The 14,388-nt window shown below is 72.2% G+C and carries 13 protein-coding genes and 1 pseudogene; 6 read left to right on the forward strand and 8 right to left on the reverse strand.

Annotation, left to right across the window (positions count from 1 at the left end):
• On the forward strand, nt 1-602 hold a 602-nt coding region (locus ACLQ3B_RS26955; RefSeq protein ID WP_425783506.1), incomplete at its 5' end, for a cellulose binding domain-containing protein.
• 92 nt (nt 603-694) lie between these two features.
• Here the strand turns inward: ACLQ3B_RS26955 and ACLQ3B_RS26960 are convergent.
• The 3 genes from ACLQ3B_RS26960 to ACLQ3B_RS26970 form a co-directional block, all read right to left on the reverse strand.
• A complete protein-coding gene (locus ACLQ3B_RS26960) occupies nt 695-3,562 on the reverse strand; it encodes a glycosyl hydrolase (RefSeq protein WP_425783507.1) in 2,868 nt (955 codons plus the stop codon).
• A gap of 155 nt (nt 3,563-3,717) precedes the next feature.
• The gene (locus ACLQ3B_RS26965; protein WP_425783508.1) at nt 3,718-4,092 is read right to left on the reverse strand and encodes an MmcQ/YjbR family DNA-binding protein; all 375 of its coding nucleotides are present in this window, start codon (nt 4,090-4,092) and stop codon (nt 3,718-3,720) included.
• A 40-nt stretch (nt 4,093-4,132) separates the two neighbouring features.
• Nucleotides 4,133-4,825 (reverse strand): DUF1223 domain-containing protein, encoded by a 693-nt coding sequence (locus tag ACLQ3B_RS26970; RefSeq protein ID WP_425783509.1) that lies wholly within the window; start codon nt 4,823-4,825, stop codon nt 4,133-4,135.
• 131 nt (nt 4,826-4,956) lie between these two features.
• Here ACLQ3B_RS26970 and ACLQ3B_RS26975 point away from each other — a divergent pair, with 131 nt between their 5' ends.
• Nucleotides 4,957-5,259: a GNAT family N-acetyltransferase gene (locus tag ACLQ3B_RS26975; RefSeq protein ID WP_425783510.1), complete on the forward strand. Its 303-nt coding sequence runs from the start codon at nt 4,957-4,959 to the stop codon at nt 5,257-5,259.
• 17 nt (nt 5,260-5,276) lie between these two features.
• Here the strand turns inward: ACLQ3B_RS26975 and ACLQ3B_RS26980 are convergent, their stop codons facing one another.
• Nucleotides 5,277-5,552 carry a TetR family transcriptional regulator C-terminal domain-containing protein gene (locus ACLQ3B_RS26980; protein WP_425783767.1) on the reverse strand — a complete coding sequence of 92 codons (276 nt, stop codon included), beginning with the start codon at nt 5,550-5,552 and terminating at the stop codon, nt 5,277-5,279.
• 59 nt (nt 5,553-5,611) lie between these two features.
• Here ACLQ3B_RS26980 and ACLQ3B_RS26985 point away from each other — a divergent pair, with 59 nt between their 5' ends.
• Entirely contained in the window at nt 5,612-6,328 is a 717-nt protein-coding gene (locus ACLQ3B_RS26985; protein WP_425783511.1) for an isocitrate lyase/PEP mutase family protein, read from the forward strand.
• A gap of 646 nt (nt 6,329-6,974) precedes the next feature.
• Here ACLQ3B_RS26985 and ACLQ3B_RS26990 read toward each other — a convergent pair.
• From ACLQ3B_RS26990 to ACLQ3B_RS27005, 4 genes and pseudogenes are all read right to left on the reverse strand, one after another.
• On the reverse strand, nt 6,975-8,240 hold the full coding sequence (locus ACLQ3B_RS26990) for a hypothetical protein (protein WP_425783512.1): 1,266 nt from the start codon (nt 8,238-8,240) through the stop codon (nt 6,975-6,977).
• Nucleotides 8,241-8,567: 327 nt separating this feature from the next.
• Complete coding sequence (locus tag ACLQ3B_RS26995; RefSeq protein ID WP_425783513.1) at nt 8,568-9,917, reverse strand: FAD-dependent oxidoreductase; 1,350 nt, start codon at nt 9,915-9,917, stop codon at nt 8,568-8,570.
• A 166-nt stretch (nt 9,918-10,083) separates the two neighbouring features.
• A pseudogene (locus ACLQ3B_RS27000) lies at nt 10,084-10,410 on the reverse strand (TcmI family type II polyketide cyclase); the annotation flags it as partial.
• A gap of 129 nt (nt 10,411-10,539) precedes the next feature.
• On the reverse strand, nt 10,540-11,337 hold the full coding sequence (locus tag ACLQ3B_RS27005) for an AfsR/SARP family transcriptional regulator (protein ID WP_425783514.1): 798 nt from the start codon (nt 11,335-11,337) through the stop codon (nt 10,540-10,542).
• A 422-nt stretch (nt 11,338-11,759) separates the two neighbouring features.
• On the opposite strand from ACLQ3B_RS27005, the gene ACLQ3B_RS27010 reads away from it, so the two are divergent.
• The 3 genes from ACLQ3B_RS27010 to accB are packed head-to-tail and all read left to right on the forward strand — an operon-like array spanning nt 11,760 to nt 14,370.
• Nucleotides 11,760-12,098 carry a TcmI family type II polyketide cyclase gene (locus ACLQ3B_RS27010; RefSeq protein WP_425783515.1) on the forward strand — a complete coding sequence of 113 codons (339 nt, stop codon included), beginning with the start codon at nt 11,760-11,762 and terminating at the stop codon, nt 12,096-12,098.
• Nucleotides 12,095-13,855: an acetyl-CoA carboxylase carboxyltransferase subunit alpha gene (locus ACLQ3B_RS27015; RefSeq protein ID WP_425783516.1), complete on the forward strand. Its 1,761-nt coding sequence runs from the start codon at nt 12,095-12,097 to the stop codon at nt 13,853-13,855. Before ACLQ3B_RS27010 ends, ACLQ3B_RS27015 begins: the two co-directional genes overlap by 4 nt.
• Nucleotides 13,852-14,370, forward strand: coding sequence for an acetyl-CoA carboxylase biotin carboxyl carrier protein (gene accB / locus ACLQ3B_RS27020; RefSeq protein WP_425783517.1), 519 nt, complete (start codon nt 13,852-13,854; stop codon nt 14,368-14,370). Before ACLQ3B_RS27015 ends, accB begins: the two co-directional genes overlap by 4 nt.
• Nucleotides 14,371-14,388 lie beyond the last annotated feature (18 nt).

The following is a 14,388-nucleotide window of genomic DNA, read 5'->3' on the forward strand; positions in this document are numbered from 1 at the left end:
ATGTGCAGATCACCGAGCTGGACGTGATGACCGGCGGCAACCAGGCCAACATCTACGGCGCCGTCACCCGCGCCTGCATGAACGTCTCGCGTTGCACCGGCATCACGACGTGGGGTGTGCGGGACTGCGACTCGTGGCGTGGGTCCGACAACGCTCTGCTGTTCGACTGCAACGGCAACAAGAAGGCCGCGTACACAAGCGTCCTGAACGCCCTCAACGCCGGCCCGGCCATCCCGACGGACCCGCCGACGGACCCGCCGACCGATCCGCCGACCGATCCGCCGACGGACCCGCCGACGGACCCGCCGACGGTTGGTTGTGCGGCATCGGTGTCACTGAACTCGTGGAACGGCGGGTTCGTGGCCACCGTGAAGGTGACCGCCGGCTCTGCCGGAACGAGCGGGTGGAACGTCGGCTTCACGCTCCCGAGTGGTGCCAGCATCACCAACACCTGGAGCGCGACGGCCAGTGGCTCCACCGGCAGCGTGCGGTTCGCCAACGTGAACTACAACGGCCGGCTCGGCGCGGGCCAGGTCACCGAGTTCGGCTTCCAGGGCACCGGCAGCGCGTCCGGCGTCACGCCGACCTGCGTCGCCTCCTGAGAAAGCCCTACTGACCGCACACGTCGGCCGGTGTGGGGGACCAATCCTGGTCCTGCACACCGGCCGACATCGCCTCGCGACGAACGGATCGATCAGGAGTACGGAAGCCGCAGCACCGACTGGTTGCCGATGCCCACCGTGCTCGGGTTGTTGCCGATCGCCGACCAGACCTCCACCCGTACCGTGCCGTTGCTCAACGCGCCCAAGGCGCCGGTGGCCGAGGACAACCCGGCGTTCTGGGTGTAGTGCTCGTAGCCGGCGACCGGGTCGGTGGCGAAGTAGCGCCCCGTCTCCACCCGCTCCCAACTGCCGTTGCCGGTGAGGTCGTAGGAGATCCGCACCTGCACGCCGTTGCCGACTGCCGACCCGGCGTCCACGAACAGGTCGAACGCCGTCTGCCCGCCTGCGTAGGCGAGGTTGAGGCCGGTTGCCGTGAAGACCTGGGCATTGGTGGGCGTACCGTCGTGGTTGCCGTTCGCCGCCGCGACAGCCGTCGTGGCCGCGCTGCCGGCGGCACCCAATCCACCCCCGGGCAGCAGGTAACGCGTCGGACCGCCCGTGGCCGGCGGCGGGGTGGTCGTCGGCGGGGGGTCCGTCGGCGTCGTCGGGGGAACGCCGCCGGCCGCGTTGCCACCACTCCAGGTGTACGCCCCGGTGGTGGCCGTCTTGCCGGCTCCCACGGTGAGTGTGGTGCCGTTGGAGAACGTCACAGTGATCGGCGTCGCCGTCGGGTTCGACGCCACGTAGGTGCGGGCCCCGTTGCGGGAGAAGACCGCCGACAACGGATGGTTGCCGGTCACCGTCGTGTCGACATTGCCCAGGGCCGCGAGGTTGCGGACCCAGTGGAACGTGTGCGCCCGGCTCTCGCCCTCCTCCGGGGTGTAGCCCGGATTCGCGCGGAGGTTCGCCAGCGCCGCGTCGGGGTCGCCGAGGGCCTGGAACTGCCAGAGGATGTCCTGCCACACCGTCGGTTGCCCACCGTTGTTGCGGACCAGTTCGGCGTAGTTGGTCCGCACGTACGCCGGGTTGTTGCCCAGGTAGAGGTGACCGCCGGTGACCGGCAGCAGGTTGATGCCCTGGATCATCTCCGGCTCGCCGCTGAACCAGGTGGCGTACGCGCCGCCGTCACCCCAGACCATGCCGACCGTCGAGTGCCCGAACGCGGCGGGGAAGTTCTGGTCGCTGACGTCGAACCAGTATTCCTGGATCGCCGCGGCCTGCGTGGTGTAGAGGAAGACGCCCGCGTCGCGAACGGCGGTGTCGCCGGTCGTCTGCCCCCACTGGATCAGGGCGCTCGCGAAGTTCATCCCCTCCGACGAGGACTCCTGGTTGTTGCCGGAGCCGAACGAGCCGTGCCCGGACGCCCAGTCGTGGCCGGCGTAGATGTCGAAGTCCCGCAGGTACGGGAAGCGGGTGTCGTCGCGACGGTAGTTGTTGGCGTCCCGGATCAGCAGGTCGACCATGCCGCCGTAACGGCTGGTGGCCGCCCACGTCGGGTCGAACTTCGCCAGGGTCGCGGCGGCGGCGATGTAGTAGCCGTAGTGGAAGTGGTGGTCGTTGAGCTCCTGGTCGGACCCGTACGACGCCGGGTAGCCGATCAGGGTGCCCCAGGTGTTGTCGTAGTAGAAGACCCGGCTGGTCTTGCCGCTGGACGCGGTGAACCAGTCGGTGAGCGTGCTGCGGATCGCGTTCAGCGCGCTGTCGCGCGTCGTGGTGTCGTTGACCTGGTCGGCGATCTCGGCGATCCGCGCGGCCCGACCGAGCCCCTTGCCGGTCCAGTAGGTGTCGTTGCCGCGTTGGTCCATCGGGTTGGCGCGGGTCGCGGCCAGGTGTCCGGTGAGCGTCGACAGGTCACCCCCGCTGCCGTCGCCGACGGCCGGCAGTTCCGGCAGGATGCCCTGGAACTTCATGGCGGTGCGGAACTGGTTGACGCCGGTGAGCACCTTCATCCGGCCGCGTGCCGACGGGTAGGTCGGAGTGATCGCGGTGGAACCGCTCAGCGACTTCCACTGGTGCGGGTAGAGGCTGACCACTGTCTGTGTGGCGGTGCCCTCCCGAGCGGTCGTGGTGAACGCGTACGTGGTGGTCAGGCCGCTGGTCGCGGGGTTGTAGGCGTACGACACCTGGGTGCCGGTCACGTGGGCGTGGGCGTACCGGCCGTAGGTCGCGGCCAGGTCGGCCCGCTCGGTCGCGCTCGACGTCGGGGGCAGGAGGGCGACCGAGAAGTAGCCTCGACCGGCCAGGGTGGACGAGATCCGGCCGGACGCCACGGTCCAGCTGGCGCCGCTGGGAGCGAACCCGACATAGTCGTGGCCGTTGACCCGGAAGCCGATGGTGGCGCCACTGTTGGACCAGACGTCGGGAGTGCCGGCGGTGCTGATCTGCGCGTTCCCGCCGGTGGTCTGGAAGTACGCGAAGGGCAGGCCGTGGCCGATGGTCGCGCGCATGGTGCGCGTGCCGTCGCTCCAGTGCGGGCTGACCGTCCAGTCCGTCCAGCCGTCGACCTTCACCTGGGGCGCGGCGAGCCCGGCGACACCGACCCGGATGTCCTGCACGTACGGGTAGTGGAACTCGCCGACGCCGGTGGCGGTGCCGCTGATGGCGGGCGTGGAGTTGGCGGAGAAGCCGAGCCCGTCACCGAAGGTGTCGTACGAGATCGGGTGGGCGTGCAGCGGCTCGCTGAAGGAGCAGTCGGTGCGCTTCCACAGCAGCGAGGACCACCAGTCGTTCGTGGGTATCGGCCCGGCGGGCGCGTTGGCGGTGGCGAACTGCCGGGGGTTGCTGGACATCGCGCCGCAGCCGCTGGGGAGCGGGCCGACCGGGGTGGTCGTGTAGCTGCCGGCGCCGACGGGTGCGGCTTCGGCCGCGCGGGTGACGGGGATGGCGAGGCCGCCGACGGCCAGGGCCAGCGCGGTGGCGGCGGCCAGGGCCCATCGGCGGTGGGGGACGGGAGGTTTCATCGTGCCTCCATCGCGCGCCGGGTGCGGCCCTTGCCGGGTCCAGCGCGATGCGTCTGAATTGGGGGGAAGGTCAGGTGAGAGAGCGCTCTCTCGGCCACGGTAATCGAGTACCGAGATCCTCGTCAATGTGTCCGGCCCGTTGCGTGCTGATGTCGCTATTTGCCGACGCCCGCACGGTCGCCCAGTAGCGCGTCCGGCACACGCATCCGCCACGCGTCGGTCACCAGCTCGGTCAGCCGGTCCAGGTCGACCGCCGCCAGGCGCAACAGCACCAGGGGCAGGCCGTCGTAGCCGGGTGTGGTGAAGAAGATGTCGGGCTCCCCGAGCAGGAGAGCCTGCTTCTCGGCCTCGTCACCGACGAACAGCACCGCGATGTCGAGCCGGATCACCTGCGGCTTGCCCGGTATCCGCTCGGGATAGGACCAGACGAAGCCCTTGTCGGCCACCCGGAAGTCGAAGCCGTCACTGGAGATCTCCACCGTGTGCGGCAGGGCCAGCGCCACCCGGCGTACGTCGTCCGCGTCAGCCACCGAACCCCCTCGCACCGCGCGCCATCCGCATGCGCCGAGATTACGCGGTCGACAGCTCGATGGCGGTGGCGCCGACGATGGCGCGGTCGCCGTTCTCCTGGACGTAGCCGACCACGCTCGCGCTCTGCGGATCGAGGCCAGGTGGTGTCGCCAGCTCCACCTGCCCCCGCTCGGCGTCCAGGCCCACCGACCTGAAGGCGCGTACGACATTGTCCTGCCGCAGCGTCCGCCCGGCGTTCTCCCCCCGGGCGATCTCGCTGTCCAAGCCCCGTTCCACGACCGCCACGTGCAACACCGCGCGCTGCGGCGGCCGTTCGGCCCGGTAGTCGACCATCACCCGGTCCGCACCGCGGTTGGTGATGGAGAGCGCCAGTGGTGTGGTGGCCGTCGACGCCATGGCTGACATGATCGCTCCGGCCGCGCGTCGGCGATCGGAACCAACGAACTCGACGGTGCCGTTGACCACCATCTGCGGGGTGTACAGACCTCGCGTGCCCAACGCGCGGGCGTACGCCTCCTGCCGCGCGGTGTACGCCGCGTCCGCGAACTGGTCGGGCCACCCCAGGTCGTCCCAGTAGTCGACGTGGAACCCGAGGGCGAAGACGTTCTGTCCCCGTTCCCGGGCATCGCGTTCGATCTCGCTCAGCAACTCCTCCGCGGGAGGGCAACTGTTGCAGCCCTGGGACGTGAACATCTCGATGACGGCGAAGCCGCCGTCCGATGGATTCGTCATGGTGGCGTGTCTCCTCCCACGGGGTGCCCGGCGGCGCTGCGTTCCCGTTTCGGCAACGAGAATGCGCATGGGGCCGCGTCCCCTGCCGGCCTCGCGGTCGGCGCCGGCGGGTCGGGTGGTTGGATGGTCGGGTGCAGTTCACCGTGACAGACGCGCCGGCGCGGGAGCGTTTCGAGGCGCGCGACGAGGCGGGTGCGGTCGTCGGGTTCGTCACCTACCAGCTGACCGGCTCGATCATCGCCTACACCCACACCGAGGTCGATCCGGCGTACGAGGGCAGGGGCGTCGGGTCGACGCTGGCGCGTGCCGTGCTGGACGACGCGCGGGGCAAGGGTCGAACCGTCGTGCCGATCTGCCCGTTCATCGCCGACTGGGTGGTCAAGCACCCGGAGTACGAGGGCATCGTGGTCCGGTCCACCCGCAAGATCAAATAAACGCCCTCCGGGCGGTGTCAGGCGTCCGGTAGGAGCTTGGCGGCGAGGGTGCGGGCCGTCGTGGCCAGGGTGTCGATGTCCAGCCCCGTCCGCCCCATGAACACCAGCCCCTGCTGTGCGGCGAGCAGCGCGCGCGCCGTCTCGACCGGGTCGACGTCGCGTGGCAGGTCACCCTCGTCCTGCGCCCGCCCGACGCACTCGGCGACCAGGGCGGTCGTCGTCTCGTAGGTGCGCCGCGCCTCGGCGACCACATCGGGGTCGGTGGTGGCGAGCTCGTACGTGCTGTTGGCCATGCGGTCCACCAAACGTATGGTGAGGCCCGCACCTGCTCAGCCCTGTCGGGAGACGAACGATGACAGCCGCCACCTTCCGTGCCCTGCACCACGACCGTGCCGCCGGCGACCCGCTCGTCCTGCCGGGTCCCTGGGACGCGGCCAGCGCCCGGGTGCTGGCCGACGCCGGCTACCCCGCGCTCGCAACCCCGAGCGCGGGTGTCGCCGCCTCGCTCGGCTACGAGGACGGCGCGACCCCGCCGGACGAGATGTTCGCGGCGGTCGCGCGCATCGTCCGCGCCGTGTCCGTGCCCGTCTCCGCTGACGTCGAGGGTGGTTACGGCCTCGCCCCCCGCGAGTTGGTGGGGCGGCTGTTGGAGGCCGGCGCCGTGGGCTGCAACCTGGAGGACTCGGAGGGGCACGCCACCCTCAAGGACCCGCGGCGGCACGCGGACTGGCTGGCCGAGGTGCGCGCGGAGGCGGGTGACGCCCTCTTCATCAACGCCCGCGTCGACACGTTCCTGATCGGCGCGGGTGACCCGGCCGACGCGGTGGAACGCGCCCGCCTCTACGTGGCAGCCGGCGCCGACTGCGTCTACCCCATCCTGGCGCCGCCGCAGGTGCTCCCGCAGCTGCGGGAGGGCATCTCCGGGCCGATCAACATGGCCGCCGGACCGGACCGCGAGTCCGTCACCGAGCTGGGCAGGCAAGGCGCCACACGCATCACCTTCGGCCCGGGAATGCAGCGGTACGCGATGAGCGCGATCGGCGACCTCGCGAACGAGCTACGCGCCTGAGGTCGGACGTCACCGCGTCCCGCCGTCCCGCCGTCCCGCCGTCCCGCCGCGCGGCAGGTCGGGCGCAGCCGCTTCCGCGGCAAGATCGCGCAATATCGTGGATGTAGTGGCGTCCGCCGTGCTCGACACCACTACATCCACGATCGAGCACGATCTTGAGGCGAGGTGTCTCCGCCCACCACCGTAGGGCGGTCGGCGCCGGCTGGCGTGCGTGGGCTGCCCTGCGCCGGCTGGCGTGCGTGGGCTGCCCTGCGCCGGCTGGCGTGCGTGGGCTGCCCTGCGCCGGCTGGCTTTGCGTCGGGGGCGCGGGTGTGCGGCCGCTCGCGGAGCGATCGACTCGGGTTCCTGGAAGTCGGGGTGTCTGGGTCGGGCGGTTGGCGCGGTTTCCTGAATGCCGAGTGGATCTTCGTGGTGTGCGTGGTCGGCCGGGGTGGGCCCGAGGTGATCGACTCGGGTTCCTGCAAGCCGCGGTATCCAAGTCGGGTGGATCGTCCGGATTCCTGAATACCGAGTCGATCATCCGGGCGGGCGGGCGGCCGGCAGCGGGCTGCGGGGGAGTGTCGGCAGCTACGGCCGAGCCCCCGGCGGACCGTCGCGATGGACGGCTGCCGGGGGCTCGAGTGCAGGCGGGCTCGAGTGCAGACGGTCAGGCCTGGTTGCCGTTCGGCAGAACCGCGGCCATCTCGGCGCCGGCGCCGGCGAGCACGCGTGCCTGCTGCGGCCAGCTGGCCAACCCAGGTGCGGCGCGCAGGCCGGCGGCCCGGATCAGGTCGCGCAGCGCCGGTTCGTCCAACTCGCCGAGTTGGACGTACGTGCGCACACCCGAGTCCTGCAACGCGGCCGCCATCTTCGGTCCGATCCCCTGAATCCGGCGGAAGTCGTCGGCCGGACCCGTCGGGTCGGCGTCGACACTGCTGATCGCCGTGTCGGCGGACGAACGGACCGGAGGAGTCGCGCCGGTGGTCGCCCGTACCGGAGGCGTGGCCAGCGCCGACCGCTCGGCCCCCGCGGCGTCAACCGGCTCGGCGTCAACCGGCTCGGCGTTCACGGAGTCGGCCTGTACCGGCTCGGCGTTCACGGAGTCGGCCTGTACCGGCTCGGCGTTCACGGAGTCGGCGTGCACCGGCTCGGCGTTCACGGAGTCGGCGTGCACCGGCTCGGTGTCGGACGGGCCTGTGGTGGAAAACGCGTCTGCCGGCGTGGCGCCGACGGTCGTGGCCGTGGGCTCCGAGTCGTCGGCCGGACCGACGGAGGCCGGCGCATCGCCGACCAGCGCGGTGTCGGCCGTCGCATCGTCGTCCGACGTCGTGTCGATCGGCGTGGCGTTGACGGGTGCGGTGTCGGCCGCGTCGTCGGTGGGCGTGGTGTCGGCCAGGGTGGCCGTGACCGGCGCGTCGTCGCTCGGCGCGTCGTTGGCCGGCGCGTCGTTGGCCGGCGTCGTGTCGAGCTCCGCCGTGTCGACGGTCGGGAGGTCGTCCGCGGGCAGGCGGGGTGCGACCACGGCCGCCGGGGCGGGCTGCTCGTCGACAGCGACCGGCTCCGATCGCAGCTCCGCGTCGGACGGCTCGGTTGCCGGTACGGGCGGCGGTTCCTCGGTCAGCGCCATGTCCGCCGGGTCGGCGCCGCTGGGGGCGTCCGCCGGCACGGGCACCGGGGTGGGACCGTCCGGTTCGGTCATCGCGGCGGGCGCGCTGACCGTGTCGACAGGTACCGGCTCGTCGGCGACCGCGGTGGGCGCCGGGTCGACGGCGGCCGTGGGACGGGCCTCGTCGGTGGTGGCGTCCGGCGTGGGCGTGGTGATCACGGCCAGGCCGGCGACGGGGTCACCATCCACAATCGAATTGCCCTGTACGCCCCGCCGGCCGCGCAGCAGCCACCCGGCGGCCAGGCCCAGCAACAGTGCCAGTACCACTATCAGCGAGTGTCCGAAAGACCACGCCACGGCGAACCTCCCTCTCAGCTCGATGGAAAAGTCACGAGAAAAACTCGCCGCAGCTTCGCACACGCGTATTGCCGACGACAGGCAGGATCGGCCGTCAGCGTCGCGGGTGGGCCGGCCACCTCAGCCGGTGCCCGCCGGGTAACACAGCGTCGCCCAATCGCCCCCAAACCGGACCCATGAGACCGGCCCCGTGAAGACGCGGGCCCCGACGAGACCGACTCTGCGCAGAAGCACGCTGGACACGACGAGACCCGGGCCCGGCGATGGACGCCGAGCCCGGGTCGGGCGGTGCGGGGTTCAGTCCCGGTCGCCCTCGTAGGTGTGGAAGTCGTCGACGAACCGGCGACGGAGCCGTGGTACCCGGCTGGTCACTCCGAAGTAGCCGCGCGCGCCGAGCAGCGCGAGTCGACCCACCACCGGCCGGTACATCCGGTCGTCGCCGTTGGTGCCGCTGCGATTCAACGACTCGGCGACTCGGGCGAAGCCGTACGGCGCCATCGCCGCCTCGTAGTCGGCGACCGCCTGGAGCAGGGTCTTGTCGCCGGCGGTGGCGTGGCTGAGCTGTGTACGGAGCAGGCGGGCGTCGCGCAGCGCGGTGTTCGCGCCCACGCCGCGACCCGGGGTCATGGTGTGGATGGCGTCGCCGAGCATGGTGACGGTGCTGCTCTTCCAGGGCGGCACCGGCTCGGACGTGGACACTTTGATCGGTAGGGCGCTGGCCGGGTCCGCGTGGGTGAGCAGTTCCCGCAGGTGCGGGTGCCAGTTCGAGGTGAGGTCCAGAGCGACCCGCACCAGGTCCTCGCCGCGGCGTTCCATGACGTCGGCGGGGAACCGGTTGGCGGCACTCCAGATGATCAGGTTGATGTTGTCGGTGGTGGTGTCGTGGGCCAGGCCGGGCCAGTCTCGGAGCAGGGCGGCGTCGGCCGCACTGACGCCGGGCTTGACCTCCCGTTCGGCGTTCCACTTGAACTCCATGACGTGCAGCACGCCCATCATCCCGCCGACGCCGAAGATCAGCGAGATGCCCTGCTGGACCCGCTCCGGAATGAGACCGCGGGTGTACGGGGTCAGTGGGATCCGGGTCGCGATGTTGATCGTCCCGGCGTCGCGGGTGACGGCGTGCGGCAGGTACTGGCGGCGTACGGCGGAATGGGTGCCGTCGGCCGCCACCAGCAGGTCGCCGGTGGCGCTGGTGCCGTCGGTGAAGTGCGCGGTGACCGTGCCGTCGTCGCGCTGCTCGTACCGGGTGAAGGTCTTGTCGAAGCGCACCACGTCATCCAGGCCGGTCAACAGCACCTGGCGCAGCACCATCCGGGCCACCGAGTGCTCGGTGCGTACCGGGTCGGCGCTCGGCCGCAGCGCGAACGACGCGGTCTGGCGGAGCCCCTGGGTGACGACGTTGAAGTAGTGCGGCGGCCGGGCACACGTGGCCAGGAAGGTGGCGAACAACTCCGGGGGCAGGCACTCCCGCAGCGCCCTGATACCGGTGGGGCCGATGCCGACCCGGTAGCCGAGCAGCCCCTCGGCGCGGTCGCGGTGCCGTTCGTAGACGGCGACGCTGATCCCGGCGCGGCGCAGACCGTGCGCCAGGCACAGTCCGCCCGTGCCGGCGCCGATGATCAGGACGTGCGGTGGTGCGGCGGACATGTCAGCCGGCCGGGTGTGCGGCGGGTGCCTCGGTGCCGGCCGGGCGCGTCGCGGGCACGTCGGTGTCGGCCGGACGCGCCGCGGGCACGTCGGTGCTGGCTGGGCGCGCCGTGGGGGCGTCGGTGCTGGCTGGGCGCGCCGTGGGCACGTCGGTGCTGGCTGGGCGCGCGTCGGGCGCGTCCCACCGGTAGAAGCAGCCGGCGATCGCGTCCCGGGGGGAGCGCCAGGTCGGCAGGTACGGCGACGTGTGCGCGGACAGCCGTTCGTTCACCTGCTGGAAGAGCGGGTGGTTGCGGGCCGCCGCGAGCGCGTCCGGGTCGACGTCGTCCGAGGTCTCCAGCAGGTGTACGCACAGGTCGTGCAGGCAGTAGAGGGATCGGTGCGTGACGCCGGTCAGGCCGGGGAGTTCGGTGGCGTCGGATTCGGCGAAGATCTGCGCGACCCGCCCCTCCGCTCCCGGGATGATCCGGCTGACGATCAGTAGACGACTCATGGGACCCCTTCCGCCGGTGGCGTGCCCGACCCTCGTGGATCGGTGCCACGTGCTCTGTGCGCCCACCGTGCCGCAGCGCCTGTCACGTCACCGTCACGTACACCGGTCGGCCGGTGACGGGCGGCGCCGTCAGGTACGTCGGCCGGCTGGTGACGGGCCGTCGGTGATGGCGTCGCGGCTGGCCTGGCGAATCGGGGCGAGGGTGTCGTCGAGCAGGGCGCTCATGGCGGGGCTCGGCTCCAGGCGCAGTTCCCGACGCAGGAGGTCCCGGTAGACGTAGAAGGCGTGTACGGCTTCGAAGGCGTTGCCCTCGGCCAGGTGGATGCGGACCACAAGCCGGTGTGGTGTCTCCCGTAACGGCTCGGCGGCCATCGCCTCCAGGGCGGCTTCGAGGGCCTCGCCGTGCCGTCCCGCGGCCAGGTGGTGCCCGGCCACCTGTTCCAGCATGTGCAGGCGGAGTTGGCGCAGCCGTTCGCGGTCCAGCAGCACCCAGTCGTCGTACCAGCCGGGGAGGAGGTCGTGTCGTCCGGCGGCGAGCGCCCCGGCGGCGGTGCGGGGGTCGTCGCCGTCCCGGACCCGGGCCGCCGTGCCGACCAGGTCGTCCACGTCGAGCCGGACCGCCGGGCCGAGGCGCACGGTGTCGCTGGCTACGGTCATCGGGCAACACGGGTCCTGGCGGAGCCGCCACAGGGCGGTGCGCAGGGAGGACAGCGCCCGTTCCTCCGACGCGTCGGGCCAGAGCAGCCCGGCGAGCTGGCTGCGGGTGGCGCCGGGACGGAGCCCGATCAGCGCGATCACCCGTTGCAGCCCGCGTGGCACCACCACCGGCACCGCCTCGCGCAGCAGTCGGAAGCCTCCGAGCAGGTGCAGTGAGACGCCCTCCTCGGGCGGGTCTCCGGCGGTCGGCACGGACGGATCAGCGGCCACGGCGGCACCCCCTGCGGAACGCTCGTCCCGACTGTCTGCTGTCCCGGATCGGTCGCCCGCGACGCCACTGTCGACCCCGCCGATCGCGGCGTGGCCAGGCGTGGCCCCGCCCGCCGAGGCTGCCGGGCTGACCAAGCTGAAGATTATCAATGATGGTCACGTTGAGTCAACGCAAGCATGGGCGTTCTATTCGCGACAGTCAACCCGAGATCGGTTCTGAACTGCACAAACATTAGCGCGTGAAGCACGCCGGACGCATAGCTCATACACAGGTTGCGTCAACGCAGCGTCACCGTCATGCGTCGCTGGTCGTCCCGACGTGGTGACGCCGCCGTGACGAGGATCGGCGCATCGTGTCGGCAGTCGTCCAGCGCGTCCGGGGCCACCCGTCGCCGGCCGGACGCTGTGGGGGGAGGCCCAGTATGGACCGATCGCTGATCGTCGCGAAGGTGGATCCGACCGCCGAGGAGCGGGTCGCCGAGATCTTCGCCGAGTCGGACGCGACGGAGCTGCCACGCCTGGTTGGTGTCCGGCACCGCTCGCTGTACCGACTGCACGACCTCTATGTGCACCTGCTCGAGACCGCGCAGCCGGCGGAGGGCGCGGTGGAGGCCGCTCGTGGCCACCCCGAGTTCATCCGGGTCAGTGACCGTCTGCGTCCGTACGTGTCGCCGTACCTGTCGACCTGGCGCTCGCCGCGCGACGCCATGGCGCGGTGCTTCTACCGGTTCGACGCCCCGGACGTCGGGCGGCGGTCGTGACGGCCACCGCGCCGCGTGAGGAGCAACTCTGGTCCCGATGCGCGGGCTGCGCCAGCCTGCTCTACCGCAAACGGCTGCGCCGCAACCTCGACGTCTGCCCGGAGTGCGGCAAGCACGCCCGACTCGGCGCGCCGGAACGTCTGCGCCAACTGGTCGACCCGGGTTCGCTGCGCCTGCTACCCGACCGGCTGCCGGAGGCGGACCCGATCGACTTCGTCGACGTGCTGCCGTACCCGCACCGGCTCACCGGTGCGCGGGCCAGCACCGGCCTGGCCGAGGGGGTCGTCTGCGCCACGGCCGCCATCGGTGGGCACCCGGTGGTCCTGGCGGTGATGGACTTCCGTTTCCTCGGCGGCAGCCTGGGTTGCGCGGTGGGCGAGCTGATCACCCGGGCGGCCGAACGGGCGCTGGACGATCGCACCCCACTCGTCCTGGTCACCGCCTCCGGTGGGGCGCGGATGCAGGAGGGCGCGCTGTCGTTGATGCAGATGGCCACCGTCAGCCAGGCCATCGCCGCGCTGCGCGAGGCGGGGCTGCTCACCGTGAGCGTCCTCACCGACCCGACCTACGGAGGGGTGGCCGCCTCGTTCGCCACCAACACCGATCTGGTGCTCGCCGAGAGCGGCGCGCGGATGGGCTTCGCCGGCCCCCGGGTGATCCGCCAGATCACCGGGCGGGCCCTGCCGGAGGGCTTCCAGACCGCCGACTTCCTCCTCCGGCACGGGCAGGTCGACATGGTGGTGCAGCGCCGGTCGCTGCGTGGACGGCTGGTGGCGCTGCTCGCCGCGACCCGCGCCGGCCGTCCGGCGCGTCCGCCCGTACCCCGGCAGGAGCCGGCGCCGCGCCGCGAACGCCTCGCCGAGGACGGCGCGGCCCTGGCGCGACCGGCGGGCCCTGCGGCCGGCGCGGCCACCCCGGCCGCGGGCGACACCCCGGCGGTACGCGACGCGTGGGACACCGTTCGGCTGGCTCGGCACCCCGGGCGACCAACCACACTGGACTACCTGGACTCCGTCTTCGACGGGTTCGTGGAGCTGCACGGTGATCGGCTCGGCGCGGACTGCCCGGCCATCGTGGGTGGGCTGGCGCGGCTGGCCGGCCGGCACGTGATGGTCGTCGGGCACCAGAAGGGGCACACCACCGCCGAGCTGGTCGCCCGTAACTTCGGCATGGCCAGCCCGGCCGGGCACCGCAAGGCGCTGCGGCTCATGCGCCTCGCGGCCCGGCTCGGCCTGCCCGTGATCACCCTCGTGGACACCCCCGGCGCCGACCCGGGGGTGAGCGCCGAGGAGCAGGGCCAGGCCGCGGCCATCGCGGAGAACATCCTCACCCTCACCGTGCTGCCCACCCCCGTGCTCGCCGTGATCACCGGGGAAGGTGGCAGCGGCGGCGCGTTGGCGCTGGCGGTGGCCGACCGGGTACTGATGCTGGAGAACGCGGTCTACTCGGTGATCAGCCCCGAGGGGTGTGCGGCGATCCTCTGGCCGGACCGGTCCGCGGCGCCGCAGGCCGCCCGCGCGTTGCGACTGACCGCGCCCGACCTGTGCCGGCTCGGGGTGGTCGACGAGGTCGTGTCGGAGCCGTCGAGCGCCGCGCACGACGACCCGGCGGAGACCGCCGACCGGCTGCGCGCCGCCCTGCTGGCCAACCTCCTGCCGCTGCTGGACGTGCCGCCCGCCATGCTCGTCCGCCTGCGTCGGCAACGCTTCCGACGGTTCGGCGCGAACCGCGCCGGCGCCCGGGCGGGCCTGCGATGACCGCCGGCGAGGGGTCGCTGTCGACGGTGGACGCGTCCGACGACGTCGGGGCGCGCGGCGAGGAGGCGTTGGCCGGGCTACGCCGGCAGGCGCAGCACCTGATCGCCGAGTTGGCCGGGCCGGTGCGCCGGATCCGGCTGCGCAGCGGTCCGGCGGTGCTGGAAGTCGAGTGGCACCCCGAAGACGTGACCCGGGCGGACGCGCCCGCCGTACCGGCCCAGGCGGCGTCGGCCCCCGGCGCCGTGCCGGCGGTGATCCAGCCATCGGTGCCCGGGCGCGCCGCGGTGCGGGCACCGATCGTCGGCACGTTCTACCGGGCGCCGGAGCCCGGCGCGCGACCGTTCGTCGCGGTGGGCGACCTGGTCCGCCCGGGCCAGCCGGTCGCCATCGTCGAGGCGATGAAGCTGATGAACGAGGTGACCGCCGACCGGGCCGGACGGGTGGTCGCGATTCTCGTCGAGGACGGCCAGCCGGTCGAGTACGACCAGCCGCTCGTCGAACTGGACCCGGCATGACAACGCGGAGTGGTTGAC

This window comes from Micromonospora sp. DT53 (assembly GCF_049841535.1).
GTDB lineage: Bacteria > Actinomycetota > Actinomycetes > Mycobacteriales > Micromonosporaceae > Micromonospora.

Coding starts and splice junctions, on each gene's coding strand:
- ACLQ3B_RS26960 (WP_425783507.1), bottom strand. CDS start 3,562: ATGAAACCTCCCGTCCCCCACCGCCGATGGGCCCTGGCCGCCGCCACC.
- ACLQ3B_RS26970 (WP_425783509.1), bottom strand. CDS start 4,825: ATGACGAATCCATCGGACGGCGGCTTCGCCGTCATCGAGATGTTCACG.
- ACLQ3B_RS26980 (WP_425783767.1), bottom strand. CDS start 5,552: ATGGCCAACAGCACGTACGAGCTCGCCACCACCGACCCCGATGTGGTC.
- ACLQ3B_RS26985 (WP_425783511.1), top strand. CDS start 5,612: ATGACAGCCGCCACCTTCCGTGCCCTGCACCACGACCGTGCCGCCGGC.
- ACLQ3B_RS26995 (WP_425783513.1), bottom strand. CDS start 9,917: ATGTCCGCCGCACCACCGCACGTCCTGATCATCGGCGCCGGCACGGGC.
- ACLQ3B_RS27010 (WP_425783515.1), top strand. CDS start 11,760: ATGGACCGATCGCTGATCGTCGCGAAGGTGGATCCGACCGCCGAGGAG.
- accB (WP_425783517.1), top strand. CDS start 13,852: ATGACCGCCGGCGAGGGGTCGCTGTCGACGGTGGACGCGTCCGACGAC.